Origin of the sequence: Spiroplasma endosymbiont of Panzeria rudis, assembly GCF_964019705.1 — a bacterium.
GTDB classification, from domain to species: domain Bacteria; phylum Bacillota_I; class Bacilli_A; order Mycoplasmatales; family VBWQ01; genus Spiroplasma_E; species Spiroplasma_E ixodetis_A.
The window spans coordinates 722,324-741,206 of sequence record NZ_OZ026460.1 but is presented as its reverse complement, the minus strand read 5'-3'; the positions used below and the strand labels follow the sequence as shown (position 1 = coordinate 741,206).

The following is an 18,883-nucleotide window of genomic DNA, read 5'->3' as shown; positions in this document are numbered from 1 at the left end:
TTTGTTCACTTGTCTACGTAATTAGTGTCCAATAAAGTGTAACCTATCCAATTAGCAACGACAGCTACTGTGGGAATATCAACAACAGCAACCCTTAGTACAGTTGCATGTGATAATTATTCATTACCACAATTAGACAGTAAATATGCACAATTATTAGGTTGATATGATACTGATGGTAAAAGTTTAATTTTACAAAAATTAAACTATGATAATACATCTGATAGTGAAAAATATTCTGTTATTGCAGATGATCACTTAATGAAAATTAATGATCTTTTTAAAAATAAATTGTTAAGAACAGGTGTACAACCTCATAAATATAGGGCAGAAAATGCTAATGCAGCACATTTTTAAAAGATTTAGGTTTCAAAACTGGTGATGAAATTGGTGTTTATTCATATGAAGAATATGCTGAAATTGTTAGTTTAACTGTTAGTATTAAAAATACTTTTCCAGGAGAAATTAAAGAAAAATATACCGAAGATGGTTTTGAATTAGAAGCAGGTAAATGTCAAATTGATATTATCAAAAATAATGAAATTTTAAAATCTTATATTATTAATACAGCCGACAATAAGGATTTAGATGTTAGTGAAGAATTTCGAAAAATTTTACCTGATTTGAAACTTTATAATAATCTGGGAGTTAAAAAAGGAAGTTTAGCCTCTGGTTTTAAATTAGAATTTTCACCATATAAACAAAAGCAATGAGAAGATTTAATTGGTTTATTAAATACAAAAGTTTATACATTTTTTTATGATGCCGCTAAAAATGGTAATAAAATTACTAGATTTATTAATGTTCAGAGAGTGTGATTACAAGTAGATTTTGGGAAAATAAATGCACTAAAAGATTCAAGAATTGGATCATTACCAGTTTTAGATTAAAACTATATTAACACAATTATATTTTACAAAAAGAGCAGTTGACAATGCTCTTTTTGTGTTAATTAATAAATTATTTTATCTAATCTTATTTTAATATTTGAGTTTGTTGAATTAATTTATTTTTTCTTTTATTCATAAATAAAATAATTTGATATTTTATTTATGAACTAAATTTATAATTATCAAATAAGAGGGGGTGTTAAAATGATAAATAATGTTGTATTAGTAGGTAAATTAATGAATGAACCAGAAATAATACCAACCAGAGAACAAATTCCAACAAAATGAACCAAGTTTATAATGGCAGTTGAAAGACCTTTTAAAAATCGTCAAAATCAATTTGAAATTGATTTTATCACTATTAAAACTTGAATAGCTAATACAGAGGAATTAAAAACACTATTAAAAAAGAATGCAATTATTGGTATTAAAGGTAGAATTCAAACATTTGCTAATAAATCTAATGATTTTTACTATACAGAAATTATTGCTGATCGTATTATTTATTTAACTTAAAACTAATTAAAAAATAGTCTTAATTACTCAATAATTAAGACTATTTTTATTTTTACTACTAATAAGTTTATAGTCACTTTATATTTTTTCAAATTAAAACGATATATAGTAAAATAAATTTGTTATAATTTTACTATAATTTATTAGTATAAAAGGTTAGGAGCAAACAAAATGAAAATTGGAATTGTAAGTGATTCAGCTACTGGTTTTACCCTTGAAGATATGAAAAAATATCCTGAAATAATAATTATTCCTTTAAATATTATTGAAGGAGAAAATGCTTATGATGATAATAATATTGATATTGATAGTGAAACAATTCGTAAAAAGATGATTGATGAACACTATATTTTAAAAACTAGTCAAACTAGTCGTGGTAAACTTGAACAATATTGAGATAATGCTTTGAGTAAATATGATCAAATTTTATTTTTACCAATTGCTAATAATGCTTCAGGACAATATGCAAGTTCGCAAGTTTTACAAAAAGAAGAAAAATATAAAAATAAAGTCCATATTTTAGAAACAGGTGCTGCTTCAATACCTTTAAAATTTATGGTTTTAATTGCTTTTACTCTTGTTAAAAATGGAAAAAAAATTCCTGAAATTTTAGAAATTTTAAATAAATTCCGCAAAACTTATGAATCTTATATTGCTCCTAATGATTTAAAATTTTTAGCTCGTGGTGGTAGATTACCAATGAGTAAAGCAAGAATTGGTAATTTTTTACGTTTTAAACCAATTTTAAGATGTAAAGAAACAATTGATAATATTGGTAGAGTTAGAACTTTAAGTAAAGCTATGGAAGAAATGTTAGATATTATTACTAAAATTAAAGATGTTACTAAAGAAACAATATATATTATTGATGGTTGATGTAGAAAAGATATTATTGATGAAGCAATTAAAAAAGTAAAAAATAGAGGATTTACCAAATATAAAGTTGAACCATTATGTAATATTTTAAAAACACATACTGGTAATAATACTATTGGTTTTTCAGTAGTACCTAATCAATGAGTAAAAGAAGTCTAATAAAAAAGTAGTTTTATAAAAGATTGATTAAGTATGCTGTTTTTTTAGAAAAATATATAAAAAAATTTAAATCTAAAAAAGAATGTTAGTAAAGGTTAATTTAGTTTACTAACATTCAGATTTTTTTCAACTTATAAATTATAAATAATAAAATATTAAATATTATGATTTAAATTCTTATTAATAGTTAAAGTTTTAAACTAAAGAAATAATTGAAAAAATTTAATAAAATAAATATCTATAAATCAAAGTAATGGTTTTTTAATTTATTGAGCTTTAACTATAAAATTAAAAAATGTTTTTATTAAGTATCCTTAACCATTTCATAGTATAACTATTTTATTTTTTTAATTTTAATAGCGATTTTCATTTAGTGGTATTTTAAATCAAAAACCTTCATAACAAACAACATTTCCAAAATTATTTTTATATTTTTGATAAGAACGACAAATATTATTATAGGCTTGATAATAGCGTTTTTTATTAGTTTTATCAATGTGGTAAACTTTTAATATTGCTTCTTCCATAGTGTCATAAACACCTAAACAGTTATCTTCTTTATCATATCTCGCATAAATAAAATTATTTTTTTTCATTTTTAACTCCAATACTTTTTTATATATTCCCATAATTTAAGATTTACTTAGAACATAGATTATATTTATAATATTTAGGATTTTAAAAAAATACGAAATGGTGTAAGAACATTAAATTAGTTTGTAAATTTATAAAAAATAAAATGATAAGTTAAATTTATGACAATATTAAAAATATTGTTAATAACATAAATTGATAACAAATTATTTTTTTATAGAATATAGTTTTAATTGAAAAATTATTATTTATTGTTTATTTTTGAATTCTAAGTAAATCTTAATTTAAGTCTATAATTGAAAAAATGAATATACAATAAAAAAATCACTTTTTTATAAAAAGGCGAATTTATTTCATAATTTTATATTTATTGTAAAATTAAAATTTTATTTAATTTTTAACTAATATTTTTTAAATTTATTATTTTATTTTAAATAAATTTTTACTATTTTAGTGGTTTTTTATTTTTTTATTATAAATTATTTTTAATTTTTTTAGATTTATTTGAAAAAATATTAATTAAACACTTTCTATTTTAAATGATTAAAAGTAAAATAATGTTGTTTTTAATAAAACAAGAAATAAATATATTAATAGTTTTAAAAAAACTACTAAAATATTTTTAAAATTTAATGGAGGATGAAAATGCAAACTTTTATTGGAATTATAGGTTATTTAGCCGGAATATTATCTATTATAACATTTATTCCACAAGCAATAAAAACAATAAAAACTAAGGAAACTAAAAATATAATCTTATCAACTTATATAATTTATAATATTGCTAATCTTTTTTTCTTGATATTTGGAATACTTTCAGTAACATTACCAGTAATGTGACCAGAAGGTGCTGATACTCTTGAAATTGCAATTTGAGGTTCTACCTTAATAATACCGTATACAGTAACAATGACTGCAACTAATTGTATTATTTATGTTAAAGTAAAAAATATGAAAACGTTGGGCGAAAATGCTAGAACTTTGGAGGAATAAAAATAATGGCAAATACTGAATGATGAATTATTACTATAATAGGGATTATTGGAGCACTTATTGCTGTTATAGCATTTTGTCCACAATCTTTAAAAACAATAAAAACTAAAAAAACAGATGGTATTTCTTTACTTACATTTATTCTTTATACAACAGCTAACAGTTTATGAGTATTGTGGGGCATTATTCATTTATCATATCATGGCGGATCTGAATCAACAATTTTAATGAAAGATTTAGTTATAATTTGTGCTAATACACCTTGTGCAATATGATCAGGAATTATTCTTGGTATTAAAATTAATAATATGTATAAATATTGTGAAGTTTGTAAAAAATAAAAAGGTAAAGTAAATATAAAGAGCAACTTTTAATAGTTTATTTTTTATTAAAAATAATAATTTATTACTAAAAATGCATTGTAATGATGCATTTTTTAATAGTTATAATAGTAAAATACTTATCAAAATTAAAAATAATAATTTAAGTTATAATATATGTATAATTAAAAGTTTTGTGGGGTTAAATAATGATAATTCAAAATGATGTTTATAAAATTCTAGTACAAGTAATCCTAGAAAAAGGTCATTGTAATGTTTTATTAGCACAAATGATGCGAGATAAAAATCTAACATTATCAGAAAAAGAAGCAATTGAAAAGATAGTACTAGGAACTTTAAAAAATCAAATTTATTTAGATTATATATTAAATCAAATATGAAATGTTTTGAAATCAGTAATTACTATTCCTTTTCACATAACTATTTTATTATGAATAGTTTTATATGAAATCTATTTTTTAGAAATTACTAATAAAGAAATTTTCATTGAAAATACTTTAAAAAAAGTAAGCACCATTGATAATAAACTAACATTTATTATTTCTAAAGTATTAGATTTATGTTTTACTGAATTTAGATCAGAATTTAACTTACAAAAAGAAAGTAAACAAAATATTAAATTAATTAAATATAGTTATCCTAGTTGATTATATTCTTTAATAAAATCACAATTTAGTATTAATATTGCAAATCAATTGATAAAAGATAACTTAAGAATGCCATTAATTAGTTTTAGAGTTAATACATTAAAAACTACTGTTAATAAAGTGTTAAACAATGAAAATTATAAATCTTTTAACTTTTGTTTAAGCGAGATAGTATCTGATGGTATTATTAGTTCAAAGTCAATTTTTAACACAAAATTATATGAAAATGGTGAAATTATTAAACAAGACCAAGCAAGTATGTTAGTTAGTCATTTTTTAGATCCACAACCATATGATGAAGTATTAGATATGTGTGCAGGAATTGCTAGTAAAACAGCTCATATGGCAGCTTTAATGTCTAATCACGGTAAGATAGTTGCTTGTGATATCAATGAAGAACGATTAAAAATTGGTGCTACTTATTTAAAAAAATTAGGCGTAACAAATACTGAACTTAAATATGGTGATTCTACAATATTGGATTTTAATAATAAGTTTGACAAAATTTTAATTGATGCTCCTAGTACTGCTTGAGGTTTAATTAAAAGAAAACCAGAAGTTAAACTTATCAATTGAAGTAAAGAAGAAATTAATCACTTAATTATTGTTCAATCAAAATTATTAAATAAGGCTTATCAACTTTTAAAACCCGAAGCGATAATTGTGTATGTTACTTGTACTTTCAATATTAAAGAAAATCAAAATCAAATTGAGAAGTTTGTTAAAAATCACGCAGATATGACAATCATTGCAGAAAAACAATTTTTTGGTTTTAATAACAATACTGATGGATTTTATATTTGTAAATTAAAAAAAGGAATATAGGGGGTCAGTTTATGAAAATAAATGCTAGTTATAAAACAGATGTTGGTAATTATCGTACAAATAATCAAGATGCCGTTTTATATTTAACAAATAATACGGGACAAGTTATTGGTGTTGTTTGTGATGGTTTGGGTGGTCATAAATGTGGTGAAGTGGCCAGTAATATGGCTGTTAGTATGTTAAAAAAATTTTTTGAAACAACAGATTTTACTAAATTAAAACATGATAAACAAATTCATGCATGATTACAAGAAAAGATAGATATTATTCAAATTGAAATGAATAATTTTAGTTTAAGTAATGAACAAGCGCTTGATATGGGAACAACTATGGTAATAATTTTAATTACTAATAACAAAGCTTATTTAGTAAATATTGGTGATTCACGTATTTATCAATATAGTGAACAAGGATTAAAACAGTTAACAGTTGATCATAATATTTTAAATCTATATTTACAAAAAAACACAACTAAAGAATCAAGTGTTGATTTAAATCACACTTATTGAAAGGCATTAACTAGTGCTCTTGGTCCACGTAAGCCATTAAAAACCGATATTTTTCATTTACCCTTAATAATTCCATCATATTTTCTTTTAACTAGTGATGGTGTTCATGATTTTTTAGAAGAATATGAAATAGTTAATATTTTAGAAAAAAATGGAAATATTAATAACAAAGTTAAGTTATTAATTAAGCAAGCATTACTTAATGTTTCAACTGATAATGTTACTGTATTATTAATGGAAATAAAATTTTAGTCTTTTGACATTTTTGTGTAAAATATAAATTATAAATAAGTTAGTAATTTTTAAAAAATAAATTTAAAAGTAATGGTGAAACTAATGGAAATAAATAAATTATTGAATAATCGTTATCATATTTTAAAAATTATTGGTTCGGGTGGTATGGCTAAAGTTTATGAAGCACAAGATAAATATTTAAATCGGCAAGTTGCTTTAAAAGTAATTAATCCAATTTCACCACTAGATGACTTAATAAAAGAACGATTTTTGCAAGAAATTAGAGCAGTATCTAGAGTTAGACATCCCAATGTTATTTTGGTATATGATGTTTTTATTGATAAGAAAGATTGATGCTTAGTTTTTGAATTATTAGAAGGTAAAACATTAAAAGAATATTTAAGTAATTATTCAGTTTTATCAGTTAATGAAGTTATAGTTATTATGAAAGAAATTTTAAAAGGGGTTAATGCGTGTCATGCAGTCAATATTATTCATCGTGATTTAAAACCCGAAAATATTATTTTAACTAGTAGTGGAGCAATTAAAGTTTTAGACTTTGGTATTGCTGTTATTGATGATTATGAAGTTAAAAAACACGCTAATCAAGTTGTAGGAACAATGAAATATATTGCTCCAGAAGTAGTAAAATTTCAAAAACCAACAATTCAAAGTGATATTTATGCTTTAGGTATTATATTATATGAATTATTAGTTGGTAAACCACCTTTTTTTCATAAAAATCCACAAATATTAGCGGCCAAACATATTAAAGAACCAATGCCATTAATTCATGAAATTAATAAAAATATTCCACAAAGTTTAGAAAATATTATTTTGAAGGCAACTGCTAAGGATATTAATGATCGCTATCGGACAATTAGTGAATTGAGTAATGATTTAGATTGTTGTTTAAAAATGGAAAATAAAAATAATATGTTATTTAAGAAAAATTACTTAAATTCACAAAAATTAAAAAAACCATTTTATTTAAAAAAAGAATTTTTATCATCTTTAATTTTAATTATATTATTACTTATTGGTGTTATTATAAGCATATTAATTTTATATTAATTGGAGGACACTATGAACTTTAAACAAGGAATAGTTATTGGAGTTGCAAATAACTTTGTTGAAGTAAGAATTGAAAATCAAATTTATTCTTGTTTAATCAAAGGAAATTTAAAATTTCAAACAGCAAAAATTTTAGTTGGTGATTATGTTAAAGTTAATTTTAAAGATGATAAAAATCCTTTGGTTGAATCAATTTTACCTCGATTTAATGAACTATATCGACCAAGCATTGCTAATGTTGATCAAGTATTAATTGTTAGTTCTCTTGTTAATCCTTTTCTTAGTAGTTTTCTATTAAATAAATTATTAACTATTTTTAATTATTATCATTTAAAAATAATTTTAATATTTACAAAAATTGATTTGGTAACTAAAGATAATGAAGTTTGAACAAAAGTTAAAGCATATCAGAATTTAAATTTACCAGTAATTTTTATTTCAAATGTTAAAAAAAATGGTATTGAAGATTTAAAAAAAGTTTTTACAAACAAGTTATCAATATTAACAGGTACTTCAGGAGTGGGAAAGAGTTCAACTTTAAATAGTTTGGATAATAATTTAAAACTATGAACACAGGATATTTCTACAAGTTTAAATCGTGGTAAACATACCACAACTAAAACTCGCCTTTATTTTTTACATGATGGTATTATTGCAGATACACCTGGTTTTTCGGTCTTTCAATTGCAAGGTTTAAGTAGTATTGATATTGCTACTAATTTTCCTAGTTTTACTAATATTTGACAAAATTGTAAGTTTCGTACTTGCTTACATCAGCAAGAACCAGAATGTGCAATTAAAAAAGCAGTTGCAAATAAAATAATTTCTGGTTTTTTTTATGAAGATTATTGTAAAATTTTAATAGAATTCAATAAAATTAATAATTTAAAATAAAGGATGGTAATATATGAAAAAAGAAGTAACAATTGCCGCTAGCATTTTAACTGCTAACTTTCTATCTTTAAAAGATGATTTATTAAATTTACAAAATGCAGGAATTAATTGAATTCATTTTGATGTTATGGATCATCATTTTGTTGAAAATTTAAGTTTTGGTGCAAAAATATTAAGTGATGTATGTAAATTTAGTTCTAATATCAATATTGATTGTCATATGATGGTAAAGATAACAACATTAAAAGTATGTGATTATTTAAAACCATTTATAATTTTACCGCAAGTTAAAAATATTACTTTGCATTATGAAGCATTAACAGAAGAACAATTAAAAGAATTTCTGCAGTGAAAAAACCCTGGTTTTAAAAAAGGAATTGCCATTAATCCTGATACACCAATTTCAAAAATTTATGATTATTTGAAAGATCTTGATACAATTTTAATTATGAGTGTGCAACCAGGTGCGGGTGGACAACGTTTTTTAGATTTAACTATTAATAAAATTAAAATGTTAGTAAAACATATCGATAATAATTTTCCAAATATTACAATTGCTGTTGATGGCGGCATTAATAATTTAACAGCAAATGATTGTATTACTGCTGGTGCTAATTACCTAGTAGCGGGTAGTTATTTATTAAATAGTGATAATTCAGTAAAAAAACAAGTTGCGATGTTAACAAATTATGAAAAATAGTGATATTAAACAATTAGTAATTGTTTGTCGTGATTATAATTTAAATTGAGAACAATTTATTAATCCAATTTTTATTGGTGTTGAAACTGGTGTTTTATCATTATTAAAATATAAAAAACCAATTAAGTTTATTTGTTGTGATAATGATACCATTAATAAACAACAGTTAAAGATTTTAAATGATCAAAGTAAAATACATAATTTTGAAATTATTACTTTTAATAAAGAAAAAGATTTTATTGATAGTGAACTTGCGATAGTTACTGCAATTTCCAAAAAAATTAATTTTCAACAAATAGTGATAGTAAGTGATGGAATACGTTGGGATATGTTACTTGCTAGTATTAATATAATAAAAAAATATGAATGTTTTAACCCAATTTTATTAGGTGAAAATAATTATTGTTTTTTATTAAAAGCAAAATCAGAATATATTTTTTACAATTGACAATTAACATATAAATATATTTCTTTTTTTAGTTTAGACAATGAAGAAGTAATTTATAATTTTAGTGGTTGTAAGTTTTATCCAAATCAGGATATTACTGTTACTAATAATAGTACACAAACTATTAGTAATGAATTTAACAAAAAAGAAAGACCAAAACTAATTATTAAAAAAGGAAAATGTTTAGTTTTTTTACATAAATAATTTTTTAAAATTTAGAAAAACTAATTATTATTTTATGCCAAAAGTATATTAATAAAATCTTAAAAAAAAGATAGTATAATAAAAATCATAAACTTAATATAAGTTTTATAACCCTTATTTTTATTAAAAATAAATGGGTTTTTTTTATTTTTTAAAAGAGGAGAAATTAAAAAATGGTAAAAGAAAAAATGTTATCTGCAACAAAGTTAATAAAAAAACTTGAAAGTATAAAGTTAAGATATCAAAAACAACATAATACTCAAATTCCTTATTTTAAAAGAATTATTGAAGAATTAAAAGGAATATTTTTGGTTGCAGATATTCCTAATGTTATTAAAAATCTTAAATATCTTCAATATAATTGTGGAAAAAGTACAAAAAAATATTCTGATAAAGCAATAATGCCAATTTTATCTTTGTTTACTGTAACTATTAGTTTTTTAGAAGCACAAGCAAATAAGGGAACATTGGCAATAGATTTTAAAAATATATATAAATATGATTTAAGTAATGTTTTAACTACTTCAGAAGATAAGTTATTTGTATTAGGTTTACAAACTGATTTAGAAGTTGAAATAAAGCATAGAGATAGTTCTAAAAGTTTAGATAATTTAACACTATATGATAGTTCAGACATTAGTGAAATTTTTAAAGAAATGCAAGAAAAAATACATGATTTAAAAATACTAAAAGAAGCTAAAAATAAAATATGTGGACAAATTAATAATTTTAATTTGAATTTCAAAAATGAAAAACAATTAGCAAGAAGATGGTGACATTGACCACTTAAATTTTTGACTTGTGGAATGTGAGAAAGTAATAAAATTAAAGCAATTAATAATAAATATAGTAAGGATAGTTTTGATAAATTAATTTGCGAACATAATGGATTAAATACTAAAATTAATAAGTTAGAAAGTGATATTGAAATTTTAAAAACTAAAGTTAATAAATTAGAAAAGAAAACTAAAATATTAGGAAGTAGTAGTTTAAATTATGGTAAAAAATGAAAATCAATAAATGATTTAGATGAACATAATATTGTAGAAAAGAGTTTTTCATATCAAAATTTATTATAAGACGTTATTATTTGGTGATAATTTATTTTTTTAATTTAAAATAAAAATTAATCTCTTTAAAATTTTATTTTTAAAGAGATTAATAATATTTTTTGTTAAAAGGATATAATTTAAGCAATAAGAAATAATAATTATAAAATTATTTTAAATTTTAGTAGTTTTAGATATTTTACTTGGAAGTAATGTTGTGGTTGTAATTCCCATTAGTAGTAATAAAGGTCATTCAAATTCTAATAATGTATCTAAGTCTAATTTATTTGTTAATAAAAAACCTAAATATAAAACTACTGTCAATAAAAATGCAAATATTATTGTTAATAATTTAATTATAAAATAAAATTTAAGTTTTTTTAATTCGTATTTATCATTTTCAGTTTGTTCATCATTTTCTTTTGAATTCAAATTATTTTTAGTTTGAATATCAATTGTTTCGATAGTTTTTTTAATTTTTGATTATTTTTATCATTTGTTTTTTGAATCTGCTTTTGTTTCATTTTATCCTCTTTTTTTAATTTATATAGTAATAAACACTTATAGTATATCAAAAATAATAATTAAATAAGATAAAAAAGTATAAATGTTTGTTTTTGTTTAATAAACACTAAAAATTTACCTTTTATTAAGTAATTACACAAATTATTTATAATGTAATTGATTTATTTAATTTATCATCATATTCTTTTAAAAGTTGTTTTGAATCGTTTATAATTTGTTTTATTTCTGGTGAATATTGTTCCATTTGTGCTTGTGATACTTCGAACCTCCCTATTCTTATTAGTTCAAGTTCAATTTTTTACTAATTTTTTCTTCTTTTAATTCAGAAGAACAAGATAATAATGATAATGGTTCATCTGAAAATAGCTTGCTTTCTAATTCTTTGATTTCTTTTCAAATATTTTTAATTTTTTCTTCAATTTCTTTAATGTTCATTATTTCTTTTTTACGTTCTTCATTTAAATTTAGTATATATTCTGTAATTCCAAGTTGGTCATCATTAATTTCAAAAAATGTAATTAAAGATGTTAATATTTTGATGCCAGTATTTTTGCTATTTTTTATTATTTGTGCAATATTTGGAAAATCTGTTTTAAATTGTGTTCAGTTTTTTGATTCTTGTTTATTTTCATTATCTTGTAATGGTTTTTCTTCAAATGTTTCGAATTCTTGAGATTGTTGAAGATTTTCCTCATTAACTTTTGTATCATTATCTAAGATTATAGTTTCAAATATTTTTAATAAATATTCACCTGGTATTTTTTTGTTAATATTTTTTATTGCTTCTTTTTTTCTTTTTTCTCATTCATTTTGTAATAGTTTTTCTTTTTCTATATAAGTTAAAGGCATATCTTTTAATCTTTTTCCTTTCTTTAATTTTAATTTAATAAAAAACCTAATATAAATAAATTTCTATATTAGGAATCAACTTTTATTAAATTATAAATAAATATTAGCATAAAAAATAATTATATTTATAAAGTTAATACTTAACATGAATAAATGTAAATTATAGATTTATTAATGTATAAGGTGTATTAAAATTAAGATTAGCGTAGTCAATTTTCTTATTTTTATGTAGAAGTAGTTATTTTATCAAACTAGGAATCCTTTACATTATTTATTGTAAAAATTAAAAATTATTAAGTTACAAAATGATAAAATTAATATATAAAAAGTAAAGGAGGAAGTAAATGGAAAAAATTGGTGCTGCAGTTTATTTACATTTAGCAAATTTAGAAGAAATTAAAAATTATACCGAATTATTAGCCAAGAATAATATTAAAACTATTTTTACAACTTTAATTATTTTTAAAAAAACAGATTATGAAAATTTAAAAAAATTAGTAGTATTAACACAAATTGCTAAAAAGTATAATATGCATGTTTTTACAGATATTAATATTGAATTTATTAATGAATTTAATCTGAATCTTAATAAACGACTTGATTTCATAAAGTTTTTTAAAATGTATGGTTTATCGGGTATTCGTTGCAACGAAGGAATTGATATTAAACATCAAGCAAAATTAAGTCAAAATCGTTTAAATTTTAAAATATTTATTAATGGTTCATATGTTGTTAATGATATCAACTACTTAATATTATTTTATAAAGCTAATGTTAATAACCTTATTAGTTGTTATAATTTTTATCCACAAAGATATACCGGTGCTGATATTGACTTTTTTTGTTTAAATCAATCTGAAAGCGTTGTTAATAAAATTCCATTTGCCAGCTTTGTTACATTATTAGGAAAAGATAAAATTGGACCTTGAAAATATAATGATAATTTACCAACATTAGAACTGCATCGTGATTGACCATTGGTAACACAAATTCGTCATTATATTGCTTTATGCATTGATATGATAATTATTGCTAACCAGTTTTTAACAGAATATGATTTGAAAATGATAAATGAAATTGATTATAAAAATTTATCGTTAAAAATTGAGTTAAATTCTAATATTACTGATAGTGAACAACAGATTCTTTTTGACAAAAATATTCATAAAGTTAGATCTGATTTAGCACGAGATATAATTCGTAGTGTTATTTCTCGAGTTATATATCAAGAATTAGATATCCCTGCTAACAATACTAATCAATGATTAGAAAAAGGTGATGTTGTTATTCTTAATAATAAAGCACAAAATTATCGCGGTGAATTACATATTATTACAAATAAAATTAAAAATGATGGTATTCGTAACGTTGTTGGTAAACTTTCTAAAGAAGATTTAAATTTTATTCCATTTTTAGTGTCAAATCGTTCATTTAGATTTATTTTATAAATAAATTTTTATTTTATTTATTAAAAACATAAACATTTAAAATATGATAAAATCATTAAGTATTATTAAATAATAGTTAGTAAGTGTGAAATTTTAAAAGATAATCTTACTTTTTATTTTTAAAAAAAATTAAAAGTTTAATATTGTATAAAAATATTGATAATTTTTTATTTTACTAATATAATTGTTAAAGTAAAATAAAAAATAGGAGCTGACATGAATGCATTCAGTGAAAAAATCACCATCATCAGACAACAAAGAAAACGAAGAACGAACAAGTAGTGAACAAGAGTTTCAACGTCTTTTAAAAGGATTTAGTAAAAAGACCCAAGAGACTAAAAGAGCAGAAAAAAGACATAAACATTTTCTTTCTGCGCGTGATGAAAAACGCGAAAAACAAAGCGCTGCTGCTAAAAAGAAAAAACATCGTAAGTAATAAAAAGGAAAAAATGGTAATCACTGTTAATTATTATTGGCGGTGGAGGCTTTTTAATAATCTGTGTATCTTTGTTTTACAAAGTTACTAATTTAGATTAATTCTGTCTTCAAATTTTATCATAAAATGAGCAATTGCTGTATTTCAATTTTGAATAGGCAATGTTCATTTTTTTGTTATATTTTCAATTGCCAAGTAAAATATTTTGAAAACTGCCATATCATTAGGAAAAACTTTTTTATTTCTGATGATTTTTCGTAATTGACTATTAACAGATTCAATAGCATTTGTAGTATAAATCACTCTTTTGATTTCTACTGGATAACTAATAAAAACCATTAAATTATCTCAATTTTTATATCAAGATTTAGTAATTTGAGGATATTGTTTATTTCATTTACTTTCAAACGATTCTAAAGCTTGCATTGCTTGTTCTTCACTACATGCACTATAAATTGGTTTTAAATCTGCAACTAGACCTTTTCGATGTTTGTATGAAACATATTTTAAACTATTTCTAATTTGATGAACAATGCATAATTGATGTTCTGTTTTAGGATAAACTGATTGTATTGCTTCTGACATGCCTGTTAAATTATCACTACAAGCAATAAGAATATCATTTAAGCCACGATTTTTCATTTCTGTGAAATTAGATAATCAAAACTTAGAACCTTCATTTTCACTAATTCATAATCCTAAAACATCTTTTTTGCCTTCTAAATCAACTCCTAATGCTATATAAACTGATTTGTTAATAATCCGTTTATCTTGTCGTACTTTAACTACTATACAATCAAAATAAACAATAGGATAAATACTTTCTAATGGTCGATTTTGTCATGCTTTAACATCATCAATAACATCATCAGTAATTTGACTAATAACACTTTCACTAATATCAGCACCATGATATAACTCTTGCAACTGCATTCTAATGTCAGATAATGTCATTCCTTTTGCATACAAGGAAAGAACTTGTTGATCAAAACCATCAAATCTTCTTTGCCTTTTAGGAACTATTACAGGAGTAAAATTACTATTGCGATCTCTTGGTACATCAATTTCAATTTTACCTTGTTGAGTTATTAATTTTTTTGAACTTGTACCATTACGAGCATTTTCAGTAGTACTATGTTGATTTTTTTCATATCCTAAATAATTTTGCATTTCAGAATTCAACATTTTTTCAACTAATCTTTTTGTTAATTCTTTATATAAACCGCCAGGTTTAAAAACTGTTGTTAAATCTTCAGTATTTTCTAGTAATAAATCTACTGCTTTTGATATTGGATCATTATTATTAAAGTTATCTTTTTTAGCCATCTATAACTCACTCTTTCTAGTCATTTAATTATATTTACTAGAATTAATTAAACATAGTTATTTTTGTAAGTTACACAGATTACTAAACATTTCCTGGCGGATTTTTTATATGAAATATCCTTTTGTTCAACAAGAAATAGAAAATGATTGTGGTTTGGCATGTCTTGCTATGATATATAGGTTTTATTTTAAGAAGAAGTTATTAATTAATGACATAAAAAAAGATATATTTTTAACAAAATTGGGAATTAATCTTTTAGAATTAAAACAATTGGCTAGTAATTATAATTTATTATTAAAATCTTATAATATTAATTTTGATAAATTAAAATCACTAATAATTGTTAAACCGTTAATTATTCAAATATATAATGCTAATGTTGGATTTCATTTTGTAGTTATTTACAAAAAGAAAAAAAATAAATGACTGGTGGCAAATCCAGAAGATATTGAACTTAGTTGAAAAAATATTGAAGATTTTGCAAAAATTTTTACAAATGTTGTTATTTCAACTAATATAATAAATAAATTCTTTATTACTAATAAAAAAAAGATGAATAAAATTAAAAATTTTTCACCATTTTTGATTCCAAATTATTTATATTATTCATTAATTATTATAATTAATAATTTATTTTTGTGGAATGGCAACCCTTTTTAGGACTATTTTTTGGTAGACATTTATTTTTGATAATTAACTGGAGTTAAGTAGTTTAAAGTGCTGTGAATTCTTATGTTGTTATATCAGTTGATGTAATCAAATAATTCTAATTTTAATTGGATTAATGATGTAAAATTTTTATCATTAATAAATTCAATTTTGAAAGTTTTAAAAGTTGCTTCAGCAACAGCGTTATCATAAGGACAACCTTTTTTGCTTAAAGAGCGATTAATATTGAATGCTAGTAAAAGTTTATCAATAATTTTATTATTAAATTCATTACCGCGATCACTATGAAATATTTGAATATCTTTTAAACAACGATTTGAGTGCATAAATGCTTGATGTACTAATGATGCATCTTTTTTAGTACCTACACTATGTCCAATAATTTCGCGGTTAAATAGGTCAATTAATAGGCAAATATAGTTTCATTTACCATTAACTTGAACATAAGTTAAATCACTAACAATAACTTCATTTTTAAGCCTATTATTAAAGTTTCTATTAACGATATTGGTTATTTGACTATCGTTGACTTTATTATGATGATTTTTGAATGATAATTTAGTGTATTTTGATATTAAATTATGTTTATTCATAATTTCTTTAATTTTTCTGCGTGACAAATAAATATTCTTTTCTTTTAGAACAACTTTTAATCTTCTTGTTCCATAAACTTCTTTATTTTCTTTAAAAGCACTAATAACAGCTTCATCATAAATATTATTTTGTTTTTTTCTTTTTCCTTTAAATTAAAATAATATGTTGATTTAGAAAGTTTTAAAAAACGACACATTGTGCGAATTTTATATTTAACTTTATTTTTAGCAATAATTTCTATTTTCTGCCTATTATTAGTGCTGCTTGCTTTAAAATATCATTTTCCATTCGTAACTGTTTTAATTCTTTTCTTAATTTAATTAATTCATTTTCTTCAATAGAACGATTATCTTTAGTTTTAAAACTGCCTGAATTAGTAAATTGCTTAATTCAATTATAAGTAGCTGCTCTTGTAACATTGTACTCTTTAGCAAGACAAGACACTGACTTACCGCTTTGATATAAAGCTACTATTTGTTTTTTAAATTCATCGGTATATGAGTTAATATTGGCCATAATTATAGTTCCTTTCTTTTAACTAATTTGTTCACTTGTCTACGTAATTAGTGTCCAATAAAGTGTAACCTATCCAATGCTCGTAATGGTACAAGTTCAAAAAAATTAATAACTCAACAAGGTAAAATTGAAATTGATGTACCAAGAGATCGCAATAGTAATTTTACTCCTGTAATAGTTCCTAAAAGGCAAAGAAGATTTGATGGTTTTGATCAACAAGTTCTTTCCTTGTATGCAAAAGGAATGACATTATCTGACATTAGAATGCAGTTGCAAGAGTTATATCATGGTGCTGATATTAGTGAAAGTGTTATTAGTCAAATTACTGATGATGTTATTGATGATGTTAAAGCATGACAAAATCGACCATTAGAAAGTATTTATCCTATTGTTTATTTTGATTGTATAGTAGTTAAAGTACGACAAGATAAACGGATTATTAACAAATCAGTTTATATAGCATTAGGAGTTGATTTAGAAGGCAAAAAAGATGTTTTAGGATTATGAATTAGTGAAAATGAAGGTTCTAAGTTTTGATTATCTAATTTCACAGAAATGAAAAATCGTGGCTTAAATGATATTCTTATTGCTTGTAGTGATAATTTAACAGGCATGTCAGAAGCAATACAATCAGTTTATCCTAAAACAGAACATCAATTATGCATTGTTCATCAAATTAGAAATAGTTTAAAATATGTTTCATACAAACATCGAAAAGGTCTAGTTGCAGATTTAAAACCAATTTATAGTGCATGTAGTGAAGAACAAGCAATGCAAGCTTTAGAATCGTTTGAAAGTAAATGAAATAAACAATATCCTCAAATTACTAAATCTTGATATAAAAATTGAGATAATTTAATGGTTTTTATTAGTTATCCAGTAGAAATCAAAAGAGTGATTTATACTACAAATGCTATTGAATCTGTTAATAGTCAATTACGAAAAATCATCAGAAATAAAAAAGTTTTTCCTAATGATATGGCAGTTTTCAAAATATTTTACTTGGCAATTGAAAATATAACAAAAAAATGAACATTGCCTATTCAAAATTGAAATACAGCAATTGCTCATTTTATGATAAAATTTGAAGACAGAATTAATCTAAATTAGTAACTTTGTAAAACAAAGATACACAGATTATTAAAAAGCCTCCTCTTCCTACTCAAATTGGTGCTTCGATTCCATGAATTATTATTATTTTTATTACTACTATTGGTTTGGGAATAATGTTAGCATCATTATTTAAGACTATTACTTCATTTATTGCTGTTGCCAACGTATTATATTTACCTGTTGCTTACTTAAGTGGCTCAATTATGCCTATTGATTGAATTACAAGTAGTAAAGTATTAAATATTATTAGTTATTTCTCACCATTTAAATACTCTACTTTGCCTTACTTTGAATGTTGAAATGGAACATTTAAAATGACATGAGAAATGTATTTATATGGAGGTATTAGTTTAATAATACTAGCAATTTTTATGGGAATTGCTGCTCGCAAATTAAAATGACAAGATTAATAATCTAATTTTAAAAGTGATTGGAATTCCCAATCACTTTTAA

Annotated in this window: 21 protein-coding genes and 2 pseudogenes; 18 read left to right on the top strand and 5 right to left on the bottom strand. The window is 22.5% G+C overall.

The genetic code is table 4. From position 1 onward, the window contains the following. Positions 1–69: 69 nt before the first annotated feature. From AACK89_RS04180 to AACK89_RS04165, 4 genes are all read left to right on the top strand, one after another. Complete coding sequence (locus AACK89_RS04180) at positions 70–357, top strand: hypothetical protein (protein ID WP_338977418.1); 288 nt, start codon at positions 70–72, stop codon at positions 355–357. Between the two features lie 266 nt (positions 358–623). Continuing rightward, positions 624–890, top strand: a complete 267-nt coding sequence (locus tag AACK89_RS04175) for a hypothetical protein (protein WP_338977415.1) — start codon at positions 624–626, stop codon at positions 888–890. Positions 891–1,094: 204 nt separating this feature from the next. Next, positions 1,095–1,406: a single-stranded DNA-binding protein gene (locus AACK89_RS04170; protein ID WP_338962401.1), complete on the top strand. Its 312-nt coding sequence runs from the start codon at positions 1,095–1,097 to the stop codon at positions 1,404–1,406. A gap of 171 nt (positions 1,407–1,577) precedes the next feature. Beyond that, positions 1,578–2,441: a DegV family protein gene (locus AACK89_RS04165; RefSeq protein ID WP_281748924.1), complete on the top strand. Its 864-nt coding sequence runs from the start codon at positions 1,578–1,580 to the stop codon at positions 2,439–2,441. Positions 2,442–2,794: 353 nt separating this feature from the next. On the opposite strand, the gene AACK89_RS04160 is transcribed toward AACK89_RS04165, so the two are convergent. Then, positions 2,795–3,037: a hypothetical protein gene (locus AACK89_RS04160; RefSeq protein ID WP_338977413.1), complete on the bottom strand. Its 243-nt coding sequence runs from the start codon at positions 3,035–3,037 to the stop codon at positions 2,795–2,797. Between the two features lie 643 nt (positions 3,038–3,680). Between AACK89_RS04160 and AACK89_RS04155 the strand changes: the two genes are divergently transcribed. The 9 genes from AACK89_RS04155 (at position 3,681) to AACK89_RS04115 (ending at position 10,983) form a co-directional block, all read left to right on the top strand. Continuing rightward, complete coding sequence (locus AACK89_RS04155; RefSeq protein ID WP_338977411.1) at positions 3,681–4,028, top strand: SemiSWEET family sugar transporter; 348 nt, start codon at positions 3,681–3,683, stop codon at positions 4,026–4,028. A gap of 5 nt (positions 4,029–4,033) precedes the next feature. Then, a complete protein-coding gene (locus AACK89_RS04150; protein ID WP_338977408.1) occupies positions 4,034–4,369 on the top strand; it encodes a SemiSWEET family sugar transporter in 336 nt (111 codons plus the stop codon). Between the two features lie 188 nt (positions 4,370–4,557). Then, the gene (locus AACK89_RS04145) at positions 4,558–5,841 is read left to right on the top strand and encodes a methyltransferase domain-containing protein (protein WP_338977405.1); all 1,284 of its coding nucleotides are present in this window, start codon (positions 4,558–4,560) and stop codon (positions 5,839–5,841) included. A gap of 11 nt (positions 5,842–5,852) precedes the next feature. Beyond that, a complete protein-coding gene (locus AACK89_RS04140; protein WP_338977402.1) occupies positions 5,853–6,602 on the top strand; it encodes a protein phosphatase 2C domain-containing protein in 750 nt (249 codons plus the stop codon). Positions 6,603–6,686: 84 nt separating this feature from the next. Next, on the top strand, positions 6,687–7,658 hold the full coding sequence (locus AACK89_RS04135) for a serine/threonine-protein kinase (RefSeq protein WP_338977401.1): 972 nt from the start codon (positions 6,687–6,689) through the stop codon (positions 7,656–7,658). Positions 7,659–7,670: 12 nt separating this feature from the next. Further along, complete coding sequence (gene rsgA, locus AACK89_RS04130; RefSeq protein WP_281749493.1) at positions 7,671–8,552, top strand: ribosome small subunit-dependent GTPase A; 882 nt, start codon at positions 7,671–7,673, stop codon at positions 8,550–8,552. Between the two features lie 13 nt (positions 8,553–8,565). After that, positions 8,566–9,252: a ribulose-phosphate 3-epimerase gene (locus AACK89_RS04125; RefSeq protein WP_281749492.1), complete on the top strand. Its 687-nt coding sequence runs from the start codon at positions 8,566–8,568 to the stop codon at positions 9,250–9,252. Continuing rightward, a complete protein-coding gene (locus AACK89_RS04120) occupies positions 9,242–9,904 on the top strand; it encodes a hypothetical protein (RefSeq protein WP_338977400.1) in 663 nt (220 codons plus the stop codon). The genes AACK89_RS04125 and AACK89_RS04120 overlap by 11 nt, the downstream gene beginning before the upstream one ends. 173 nt (positions 9,905–10,077) lie before the next feature. Continuing rightward, positions 10,078–10,983, top strand: coding sequence for a hypothetical protein (locus tag AACK89_RS04115; protein ID WP_338977399.1), 906 nt, complete (start codon positions 10,078–10,080; stop codon positions 10,981–10,983). Positions 10,984–11,127: 144 nt separating this feature from the next. Here AACK89_RS04115 and AACK89_RS04110 read toward each other — a convergent pair whose 3' ends face one another. Both AACK89_RS04110 and AACK89_RS04105 read right to left on the bottom strand, forming a co-directional pair. Then, positions 11,128–11,385, bottom strand: coding sequence for a hypothetical protein (locus AACK89_RS04110; RefSeq protein WP_338975951.1), 258 nt, complete (start codon positions 11,383–11,385; stop codon positions 11,128–11,130). 372 nt (positions 11,386–11,757) lie between these two features. Then, positions 11,758–12,327: a hypothetical protein gene (locus AACK89_RS04105; protein WP_338977397.1), complete on the bottom strand. Its 570-nt coding sequence runs from the start codon at positions 12,325–12,327 to the stop codon at positions 11,758–11,760. 344 nt (positions 12,328–12,671) lie between these two features. Here AACK89_RS04105 and AACK89_RS04100 point away from each other — a divergent pair, with 344 nt between their 5' ends. Continuing rightward, the gene (locus AACK89_RS04100) at positions 12,672–13,775 is read left to right on the top strand and encodes a MupG family TIM beta-alpha barrel fold protein (RefSeq protein ID WP_338977394.1); all 1,104 of its coding nucleotides are present in this window, start codon (positions 12,672–12,674) and stop codon (positions 13,773–13,775) included. A gap of 220 nt (positions 13,776–13,995) precedes the next feature. After that, positions 13,996–14,211, top strand: coding sequence for a hypothetical protein (locus AACK89_RS04095; RefSeq protein WP_338977391.1), 216 nt, complete (start codon positions 13,996–13,998; stop codon positions 14,209–14,211). Positions 14,212–14,298: 87 nt separating this feature from the next. Here the strand turns inward: AACK89_RS04095 and AACK89_RS04090 are convergent, their stop codons facing one another. After that, the gene (locus AACK89_RS04090) at positions 14,299–15,537 is read right to left on the bottom strand and encodes an IS256 family transposase (protein WP_281749630.1); all 1,239 of its coding nucleotides are present in this window, start codon (positions 15,535–15,537) and stop codon (positions 14,299–14,301) included. Between the two features lie 109 nt (positions 15,538–15,646). On the opposite strand from AACK89_RS04090, the gene AACK89_RS04085 reads away from it, so the two are divergent. Continuing rightward, positions 15,647–16,198: a cysteine peptidase family C39 domain-containing protein gene (locus AACK89_RS04085; RefSeq protein ID WP_338977389.1), complete on the top strand. Its 552-nt coding sequence runs from the start codon at positions 15,647–15,649 to the stop codon at positions 16,196–16,198. A gap of 20 nt (positions 16,199–16,218) precedes the next feature. On the opposite strand, the pseudogene AACK89_RS04080 reads toward AACK89_RS04085, so the two are convergent. Continuing rightward, positions 16,219–17,317, bottom strand: a pseudogene (locus AACK89_RS04080) (IS3 family transposase). Positions 17,318–17,389: 72 nt separating this feature from the next. Between AACK89_RS04080 and AACK89_RS04075 the strand changes: the two are divergent. Together AACK89_RS04075 and AACK89_RS04070 are read left to right on the top strand one after the other, a co-directional pair. Further along, a pseudogene (locus AACK89_RS04075) lies at positions 17,390–18,427 on the top strand (IS256 family transposase); the annotation flags it as partial. 116 nt (positions 18,428–18,543) lie between these two features. Beyond that, positions 18,544–18,840, top strand: a complete 297-nt coding sequence (locus AACK89_RS04070) for a hypothetical protein (RefSeq protein WP_338977386.1) — start codon at positions 18,544–18,546, stop codon at positions 18,838–18,840. Positions 18,841–18,883 lie beyond the last annotated feature (43 nt).